At 51.0% G+C, this 9,632-nt stretch carries 8 protein-coding genes; all 8 read right to left on the bottom strand.

Annotated elements, in window-relative coordinates; genetic code table 11:
- A partial coding sequence (locus ACYVG7_RS08485; RefSeq protein ID WP_460882722.1) for an EscU/YscU/HrcU family type III secretion system export apparatus switch protein occupies window positions 1-972 on the bottom strand: 972 nt, incomplete at its 3' end.
- A 1-nt stretch (window position 973) separates the two neighbouring features.
- A complete protein-coding gene (locus ACYVG7_RS08480) occupies window positions 974-1,711 on the bottom strand; it encodes a flagellar biosynthetic protein FliR (protein WP_460882721.1) in 738 nt (245 codons plus the stop codon).
- 18 nt (window positions 1,712-1,729) lie between these two features.
- A complete protein-coding gene (locus ACYVG7_RS08475) occupies window positions 1,730-1,993 on the bottom strand; it encodes a flagellar biosynthetic protein FliQ (protein WP_460882720.1) in 264 nt (87 codons plus the stop codon).
- Window positions 1,983-3,128 (bottom strand): tetratricopeptide repeat protein, encoded by a 1,146-nt coding sequence (locus tag ACYVG7_RS08470; protein WP_460882719.1) that lies wholly within the window; start codon window positions 3,126-3,128, stop codon window positions 1,983-1,985. Before ACYVG7_RS08470 ends, ACYVG7_RS08475 begins: the two co-directional genes overlap by 11 nt.
- Before the next feature lie 181 nt (window positions 3,129-3,309).
- Window positions 3,310-3,648, bottom strand: coding sequence for a hypothetical protein (locus tag ACYVG7_RS08465; protein WP_460882718.1), 339 nt, complete (start codon window positions 3,646-3,648; stop codon window positions 3,310-3,312).
- Window positions 3,645-4,211, bottom strand: coding sequence for a tetratricopeptide repeat protein (locus ACYVG7_RS08460; RefSeq protein ID WP_460882717.1), 567 nt, complete (start codon window positions 4,209-4,211; stop codon window positions 3,645-3,647). Before ACYVG7_RS08460 ends, ACYVG7_RS08465 begins: the two co-directional genes overlap by 4 nt.
- Before the next feature lie 315 nt (window positions 4,212-4,526).
- On the bottom strand, window positions 4,527-5,438 hold the full coding sequence (locus tag ACYVG7_RS08455) for an ankyrin repeat domain-containing protein (protein ID WP_460882716.1): 912 nt from the start codon (window positions 5,436-5,438) through the stop codon (window positions 4,527-4,529).
- The gene (locus ACYVG7_RS08450) at window positions 5,435-9,556 is read right to left on the bottom strand and encodes a LysM peptidoglycan-binding domain-containing protein (protein WP_460882715.1); all 4,122 of its coding nucleotides are present in this window, start codon (window positions 9,554-9,556) and stop codon (window positions 5,435-5,437) included. Before ACYVG7_RS08450 ends, ACYVG7_RS08455 begins: the two co-directional genes overlap by 4 nt.
- Window positions 9,557-9,632: the final 76 nt, after the last annotated feature.

Genomic DNA, 9,632 nt, shown 5'->3' with positions numbered 1-9,632 from the left:
TTGTTTCTGGCCATGATTTAACCCTCCAGAACAGAACCATTTAAGTGTAGTCCTGAAGGGCTGAATCATGGTGGTAATCAAGAAACCTTTTGAGGCAATAATAACTTTAGGCGCCAACATATCCGTTGGATTGTACTTCAATGCAATGGCTATGTGCGTAGGGTTGGTTACTACAACATCTGCATTTTTCACATTACCCAGCCCGATTAATTTGGCCAGCAATTCATTCTGTATTTTTTTGCGTTTGTTTCTGATATCAGGATCACCTTCTTTCTTCTTATATTCATCCTTGATCTCCCGCGTGGACATCATCATCTGGCGTTGGTAATTCCAACGTACAAAAAAATAATCGAGCAGCGCGATAAACGCTAACAGTATGATGAGTTTAATGACAAACCCCGTGACCTCATGCTCTAACGCGGGTCGGAATTGGGATGGACTCACAAACCGCAGATGGCTCAGATTCCTAGCCACATCTTCATACTCAATATAGATAAATACACCCACCACCAACAGCTTCAGAATCGCCTTCAATGCGTCAAACAGGGTTCTGATGGTGAATAGTTTTTTAATTCCTTCGATGAAATTTAATCGATTAAAGTCAATTTGTAGCGGTTCTGTTGTCCATATCCACCCGACTTGAAAAATAGAGGTCACTACGCTAGTGACTAACAAGGTCACTAAAATTGGCAAGCATATCTCAGCAAAAATAAACAGTAGATTGCTATAACTGTCGGCCAAGGTCACATGTAACGCGGATGTGCTTATCAAAGAACTCAATGAATTTCGTAGTGAAAAAGTTATCAAGTGAGCGATTGTTGAGGAATAGAACTCCCATGCCATTAAAAACATCAACAAACCTGTAATGACAGGCAGCTCGATACTTTTTGCTACTTGGCCTTTTTTCCTTGCCTCACCCAATTTATAGGCTGTTGGTTTTTCGCTCCGATTTTGTTCCTGTTGTTCAGCCATGTCACAACCCCAGCATAAAGTTGATGACGTGCTGGATCAGATACTTTATCTGAGCACCACTGTTTCTGAGCATCCAGCCGAGGATGATCATCGCTGTCATGATTTTTATTGGTAAAGTAACAAAATACACATTCATCTGTGGCATGATTTTGGAAACAATACCAATCACGGTGTCGACAGCCACCAAGATAGCAAATATTGGACTAAATATTAGAAACGCGAAAATAAAAACAGCATTCACATAGCCAATAAAATATCCGGCATCGAAATGCATTCCAGCTCGCCCTAATGGCAAGACAGAGAGGTAAATCTCATACAGGCGGATCAGCTGCAGATGAGTGTCGGTTAACCAGATTAATACCGCAATCACCACATACAACATGTTGGCAATGATACCGGACGCATTTTCAGTCATGGGGTTAAATAAGGTTGCAGAGGCTATACCACTGTGCGAGTCCATCATGCGCCCAACCATATCCACAGCTCCCATCAGGATGCTAATTGCAAACAAAAATGCCATACCAAAAACAAGTTCACAGACACAAGCATAAATAAACATGCTGTTGTTCTTGAATTCAATATGCTCCTGATTTCCTGATGCCAGGCAAAAACTCAGCATGATCAACAATATGCCCCGCACACTCATTGGCATTTTGGGCATAATGCTCAGCGTCGATGACATGAATAATGGCGTAAGCCGAAGCATGGCAAAGATAAAAGAAAATATAATGCTGTTCATAGTCGGCCAATATTCATCTTAAAAACCAGCCAAGGCAGTTAACTGTTTGATCGTGAAGGCCACCAGAGTTGCTAACATCCATTTGCCTGTAAATACCAAGATCACTCCAGCAGCAATCAGCTTCGGGACAAAGGTCAATGTCATTTCCTGGATCTGGGTAACGACTTGAAATAAACTAATTAATAGACCTATGGCTAGGCAACCCAATAAAATGGGGGCACTTAGTTTGGCCGCATTTAATAACGTATCAGCCAAAAGAAAAATAATTGAATCATTGTTCATTCGCTTGAGCCAAATGGCGAATGACGCGCTGCTGGATAGTTTCCACACCCTCGCCCAGTGGCGAATTCAATATCTCGCTCATCATCCGCTTGCTATCTTGGTGCTGACCCGCGCGCGCCAATAAGGATGCGGAAACATAGCGCGCTGTGATGCAACGCGGATCCAGTCGCAACGCCCGCTGGTTATGGTATTGACACTTTTCCATCTCATTATTCAGCAAAGCTGCGATTGCAACCCCCGCTTGCGCCTCTGCAAAATTAGGATCCAACTCCAAAGCCTTGGCAAAGTGCGGCACAGCTGCAGCTAACTGGTTATTCAAGAGTTCGGTCCATGCCAGACCCAGCCAGGTGCCCTGGTGATTGGCCATCTGTTCTGCTGCCCGCTGGAAATGCAGTTGCGCTTGCGCAAATTGATGTTGAATCAACAGCGCCTGAGCCAGGATCAATTGTGCACGCCCTATTTCCGGGCCATAGGTGTCGAGTACCAAGGATGAATGCTGATAAGCGCTTGGTGCGTCAAATGCGGCTAGAGCGAGCGCGGCTTTGGTAATCAAGGCCTCACAGGCTAACGGATCCAGCTTTAATGCCCGGCCAGAATAGTGTTCCGCATCCGCATTACGACCCAGATCTAGGGTTATCAAACTCAGCAACCCATAGAGTTCAGCTGAATTATCGGTAGCCATCTCAGCAGCCTGCACCAGCAAGTTATAAGCAAGCTGCAATTCACCCATCAAATAGTAAGCTCGAGCTAACACAATACGGGTAGGGAGATGAGATAACACCTGCTGGTAGTGATTGGCCGCTAATGCCAGCAGAGCCTGATACTGCCCCGCGTGCAGCTGGGCATACATCAGATTATGTAACTGCCACAGCTCAGTTTCACCCGACGGCATCATGGCGGTTAACTGAGTTATCACTTGTTCGTAATATTTATTCGCTAATGCAGCCGTATTCACCCAGTAGGCTAACTGCGGGGATTTGTCGGCTAGCGGCAGCCCGCGCTGTGCATATTCCCACGCTAGTTCGAGCTGCTGCCCACGCAGCAATAGTTCAATCAACTCAGATAACAGGCGTGGGTTTTCTGGATCGCTGACAAGGTAAGTCTCTAACAACGCGATTCGACTTTGTGGGAACATGGCTGACTCAATAGGAACTACTTGCCGTGCAATTTACGGTCACTTACCAAAATTAACAATCCTTAACGGCCGTGGATTATGTGAGCACTCTCAAGTATTTTCTCTTATCTTGTCGCGAAATGCTTTTCAAGGTTGAAGCATCGAATAGGCCGAGTTCGAACGAATCCGATTAATCCTGCTTCTACTTGGTTTTGGCGGGAAACTTCAAGGCATTGAACAGCTCAACCGCCTGCGGGTTATCCTGCAACAGTTGCATAACCTTGGTGCTCAGCTCTTCGCGGGACAGTGGGCTGAGCAGTCGCTCGCCAAAGGTGCGCTCTAAGAGGGCGCTGGTTAGCTGATGGGCAAACTCGCTCTCCGGTACCTGTTCGGCCAGTCGACGGTAGAGTACTTCGAGTGTTTCTTGCTTGACCAGGCGGCTTTGGGTTGGCACCGCTCCTTTGCCCTGGCGCGTGCGCGCGGCCCGCGCCGGGGTGACGGCATGTAGTCGCGACAGAGCGCTACGCTCAACCTTACTCATGACTGGCGATAGGCTCCGAGCAAGTAGGCATTCTCCACCTGCAGCTCCGTCACCTCGCTGCTCGGTTGGTTGCCACCGAGTTGCATATGTTCCAGTGCATCCAGCAGGCCTTGCATATCCTGATTCAGCGCCGGATTAGCGGTATTCAAGCTGATCCCGTGGCGGATCAGTTGTTCCGCCGCGCTGCGATCGCCGGCCTGGATCGCCAGAACTCCACGGGCAAAGGCCTGCAGCACAGGCTCCTGCTCCAGAGTCGTGAGTGGCTGCAACCATTGGCTGGCCAGCTCCGGCTTGCCCAAGCCGAGTTGCACCAACCCCAACTGAAAACGGGCAATCGCCAGTTGCGGTGCCTGCTGCAGTGCCAGCATCAGCGACTGCGCGGCCTCCTCCATCATGCCCAAGGTGGCATAGGCGGTCCCCAGTAGATACTGCGCATCGGCGTGATCCGGATTGCGCGCCAACAGGGTTTTAAGATGGCGCAGCGTGGCTTCATGCTGCTGCTGCCGTGCGGCGGCGATGGCCAGATGGAACAATTCATTATCGGTAAAGAGAGTGTCAGACATGGTCGGCCCCTAAAATTTTACTTAACTTACAATAGGTTAAGTTTCCGTTCAGCATTGATCTGTACAGAACGGCACTGTCGCCTCAATCTGGGAGATTGATCGCAGGTTTCTGCTTGGTGAATCATTTCCCATCCATCATCAATAACAAACCCAATAAAGACTCACTTGGGCTTTATTTTTGGTAAGCAAGTAACAATTATCGCTCCTCTAATGATCTGAATTAATCCATTCCGCCACTCGTTTCGCTTCGTGTAGGGAACAAAGAATAAACCAAATGCGGCAGACAAAGTATTTAGCTATTAACGAATAAAAAATTTATTGCGCCGTCACTGCTTCACTATCGTTATCCAGTTTTCTGTCATGATCGAGTATTTCTCGACCTCTTGAGCCTATTGGTAGTTTACCCTCTTTATCTAGGGCCTCCAATTTTTGACGGTAGTCTGCATTCAGCTTGATCTTGCTCTCTGCTGGTGGCTGTGGAGGGGGAGGATAGGCGATTCCCTTGGCTTTAAGAAAAGTAATCACCTTTTCCTTATAGGGATACTGGTCAGAATCCGTCGAAATTTGACGTATATATACAGACCTGGAAAAATCTTCAAGTTCAGTTTTATAACCGGACATCAATATTTCATATGCTAGCTCGAAGTTTCCAATAGCTACGGCATAAACCGCAATGCCATTGTGTAATTCATTGACGTTGTTAATGTTTGCTCCATAGTTGAGCAACATCCTGTAGTTATCGATACGATCCTGCTCAATAGCAAACATCAACGGGTTCATATTTCTGTCTACCCATATATTGGGGTCCCCCCCTTTTTTAAGCAGCATCTCCAACAAGGTGAGATCATTACCACCGGCGGCAAACCACAGCGGCGTATAGCCATGCTCATAGCGCTGGTTGGGGTTGGCTCCATGAGCCAGCAGCGCTTCTACTCCCCGATAACTGTGTGCTGTCATAGCCCAGATCAACGGTGTGGTATTCTCTTCGCCCTGCGCATTGACATCCACACCAGCGGCTACCAGTTCATTGATAGTCGCAACATCACCCGATTGGGCCGCCCGCACTAATTGCTGAACTTGTGGATCGCTAAAGCGGCGTACCGCGTCATCATTATCTAGTCCCACTGCTGTACACCCCAAAAATGAAGAGCAAAACCATAAGATACAAAAGCGTTTCGCTAACGAATATAAATATATTTGCATACCGTTACCCAGTTGAGTGCTCATTCATTAAACAAACCTAACGAATACGCTCCTAGTGAACGTGCCACATAGGTCATACCATGTTTATCCAGCGATGAGGGAGTTGATTTGTGGTTGAAATTATTGACTGACCACATATCCCGTCTACCTACCGCTGTAGGCATGATGCTGTATTTACTATCCTGCAATGACGAAAGTATTTCTCCGTCAAGCCAGTAAGCTTTCACCAGGTCATTTGCGTTGCCTTGTGGTTTATTTACCGTATCTTCATGCAAGCCCGCACTATTAAAGGTAATGGCTGAATGTCCTGTCGCCAGCGCCTGAGCTGAGGCCAGCCCGCCGCCCAAAGAATGCCCCACAAAGGTTAATTCTTTTCCATTCTGACTTTTTACAATTTGCGTCGCAACGCTCATTGCCTGCTTGTATTGATCAACCTTGATCCCCAAACCCTGGCCAATATTGGCAATCCAATCATTGACCATAGCTCCAACACCGCGATCCATTTCGGTTCCTCGATCGACCAAGATAGGCGCGTTAGTCAGGGAGTCGTTGTAGATACGGGCAAAGTAGCCTGATTCTGTATTCAATTGATCGGCCGATACGCCATAACCTTTCAAGGCTTTATTGGCCAATACAGCAGTGACCCCATCGGGTAACAGGCTAGCAAGCGGTTTATCGAAATAAACATCTGTTGCAAGAAGCGATGCTACCGCCAAATTACGCTCTTTCAGCAATTCTTGATAGTCAGTGCTGGTGGTATCGGCCCTTGTGGTCAAATCTTCACTCATTGCGTTAACTTTATCCCGAAGATCTACCAACGAAGCCAACTCCAAGGCTGTTTCTTTAGTGACTTCTTTTCCATATTTGTTTGCTGCCATTGCTTCGTTATAAACATTGAGGTAATCCCCCTCCAGCTTGTCTATCTGGTCTGCTATTAATTGTTGACGTTGTACTTCATCCCCAGCCTCTTTTTGATAACTGCCCGCAATGCTGTTACCTACCGCATTGCCAAATGCATCGATGGCGATATCGCTCCACTCGCGCTTGCCGCCGATACCCAGCCACTGCCGGGCACTGTTCTCGGCCCAGCCGCCCGCGAAGTTGCTGGCCATATCCCGCATCATCAGAAGATTGGCGTCCGTACCATCCCCCGCAATCTGCGCGCCGGCATAATGCCCCGCTACCGAGCCGGCCACGTTGGCCGCGATACCCGCCCAACTAAAGCCACCTTCACCGGTCATCGCCTTGTTAATCAGGTAGTTTCCAGCAGCCTGTACCGCCGACTGGGTCGCTATGTAACCTATCTCACCAGCCTCTCCTGCCAGTCCGCCTGCCGCTCCGGCAATGGCACCGACACCCGCAGCAAGCGCGCCACGCGCACCCGCCTTGAACACCGAGCCCAAGTCGAAGCCATCCTGCTGGCCAATCGCCATACCGACCAGCTGACCGGCGACGTTGCCTGCCATGGCTCCCGCCGCCGCGGCTCCCATGCCAACCGCAACCGCCGTTCCTCCGGTCACTGCCGCAGTACCACCTGCAGCGGCCGTCAAAGCCAGGCTCGCCCCATAAGTCACCACCGCCGCCACGATAATCACCACCAGAGTGACCAGCATGGCACCGCACTGGCTCGGTGCCGGTGGCGCTATCGGTTGCGCCTCGCTGGCCCCGATGATGCTGCTGGCATTGTACGGCTTGAACGTCGAGCTGGTATTGTGCAACGTCTCGTTGACGCTCGGAATGGTGAGCTGGACCCCATCGGTCAGCAAGCTGTTGCTCTCGATGCCGTTGGCATCGGCCAGCACGTACCACAATGAGCTGTCGCCCCACAGCTTGCCGGCAATGCTCTGCAGCGTATCGCCACTTTGCACCGTGTATGTCCCCGGTGAGGTCAGCGCCATCTCGCTTTGGGATTGCACATTGCTGCTGAAGTCACTGGCAAAGTCGGCCTTGCCCGGTGTCAACAAAGTACCCGCTGTTCCCAGCACCTGACCATTGCTGTAGTAGTAATCCTGCAGCTTCTTGCCATCGCGACGGGACATCAATTGGCCATCGCGATTGGCCACCATAAAGCGGTCATGCCCGTCCACCGTGGTGTTGGTGCCGCGCACATACATCAGCTCGCCGGTATTGGTGTAGTAGTAGCTCAGCGAGCTGGGACGCCACTTGTTCTTGGTGGTGGCGACCGCATCGCTCAGTAACTGATAGCTGCCCCCCAGGAAGTTGTAAGTCTTGGTGTGGGTCTCGGTATAGTCGACAACATTCTTCGTCGTATTGTTGGCAAACGAGACATCTGTCTTGTAGGCATTGACGCTGTACGCGGTCAAATTTCCGGCACTGTCGTAGCTGGTGTAGTTCACCACCGAGGCGGTGACCATCACCGCCGTTTGCGTCGTGGCAACCGATGGCGGACCACCGTAGGGGTTGGTGGGAGTCGTGGTCGGCGGAGAGACATACTCAACATCAACCACCTCTTTTTTGCTGGTCTGTGTCGTCAGCTGATTAGAGCTGTTCCAGCTATAGGTGTCGGTACCAATCAGTCGACCGACGGTGGACAGGCTGTGGCCTTCACCGGCGTATATGGCATAGGTGCTCTGGGTGACCAGACGCCCCCAGTCATCGTAGCTGCGGGCGTAGTGCTTGCTGAGCGTCGTGCCACTTAAATCGAGGAAGCTGGTGGTGGCCTTGGTCTCGTATTGTGAGCCGACATTGCTACTGCCATACAGATAGTCGTACTTCTGATAGCTGTAGTTGTTGCCATCTTTCGCTTTCTCACCAATCCGCCGCCCCAGAGCATCGGTCAGCATGTAGCGAGTATCTTGCTGCCAAGAGGCGGCCGCTGTGTAATTGGCATTGGCCGAGGTGGCATTGGCAAAGTACAGCACGTTGTCCGCGGTATACAGGTAGTAGTAGTTCTTGGTTTCCACCACTCCTTTTGTCGCGGTTTTATAGGTCTGACTTTGTACCTGACGGCGGTTGCCCGCTGCATCATAGGCGTAGGTCAGTGCCAACAGACCGGAAGCCTGGTCAACATTGACGTTGGTCGGTGGCGTGTACCCATAGGTTGATACAGCCGAGTCCAGGATGGTCGGCGTCACCTTGCCTTGCGGTGAACTAACCTGCACCAGACGGCCTTGGGCATCGTAGGTGCTATTGATGGTACGGGAGGAGCTGTATAGCAGCGTCTCGCTGAGGGTTTTGGTGATAGGGGCGCCATAGGTTTGCGCTTCTTGCCAGGTCGCGGTTCGCACCACTTGGCGCTGGGATGAGCTGGACTCGGTAACTCGCTGCCCCAATGCATTGTAGGTATAAGTACTGCTGTCAATCCGTACGGCACCACTGGACGTAGTGGTCATGTTGGTGCCACCCACATTGTTACTTTTCCACTTCGCCAGATCAGCGCCCAGGGTTGCCCAGGTACCGGTGGCGCTGGTGTCCTTATCCTCGATGCTTTGCACCCAGCCATTGCCGTAATAGGTGTAGGTGCGCACCTCGCTCCCCGTGGTGGCGGTCGCCACCTCTTTGTGGGCGGTCAGGGTGTAGGTGGTGGTCTTGGCGCCTTGCACCAGCTGCGTCACATTGCCGAAGGTGTCGTAGCTCCAGGTCTGCAGGTTCGCAGCCAGACCCGCAATCTGCTCGCTGGTCTTGCGGCCGGCGTTATTATAGCTGTAACTGGTGACCACCCCACCGATACTGCGGCTCTGTAGTACTTGCCCCGCCGCATCGTAGCGGGTATAGACGGTCCGGCCATCGACCAGAGACGTGCCGATACTGTCGGTCACCCGACGCCCCGCCTGGTCATAGGTAAACACGTGGGTCAGGCTGTTGGCCTTCCAGTTACCCGCCACATCGGTTTCACCCTGGGCCGTCAGCAAGCCCCGATTGTTGTAGGTGCTGCGGGTGATGCGCTGGGCCGTAGCACTGCTACCCGAAAGCGTGGCTGCCTCACCCTTGTAGATTTGCTGGCCAAAGGCATCGTAGCGATATTCGGTCCGTACACCGGTACTATTGGTTTGTGACAGCAACAACCCGGCGTTGTCATAGCTCCAGTACACCGCATTGCCCAGCCCATTGCGGAAGAAGGTCTGATTACCCAGAGCATCATAGGCATAGCTCTGCTCGATACCGCCGTAGGTCACGCTCATGTACAGAACCTTAAGCGGCAAGCGAATTAATAATACCGTCTAACGTGTTGTTTTGCTTGGATTTTCTCTGCCTACT

Source organism: Pseudaeromonas pectinilytica, assembly GCF_054780855.1.
The sequence above is the reverse complement of the archived record's forward strand: the minus strand, read 5'-3'. Positions and strand labels throughout refer to the sequence as shown.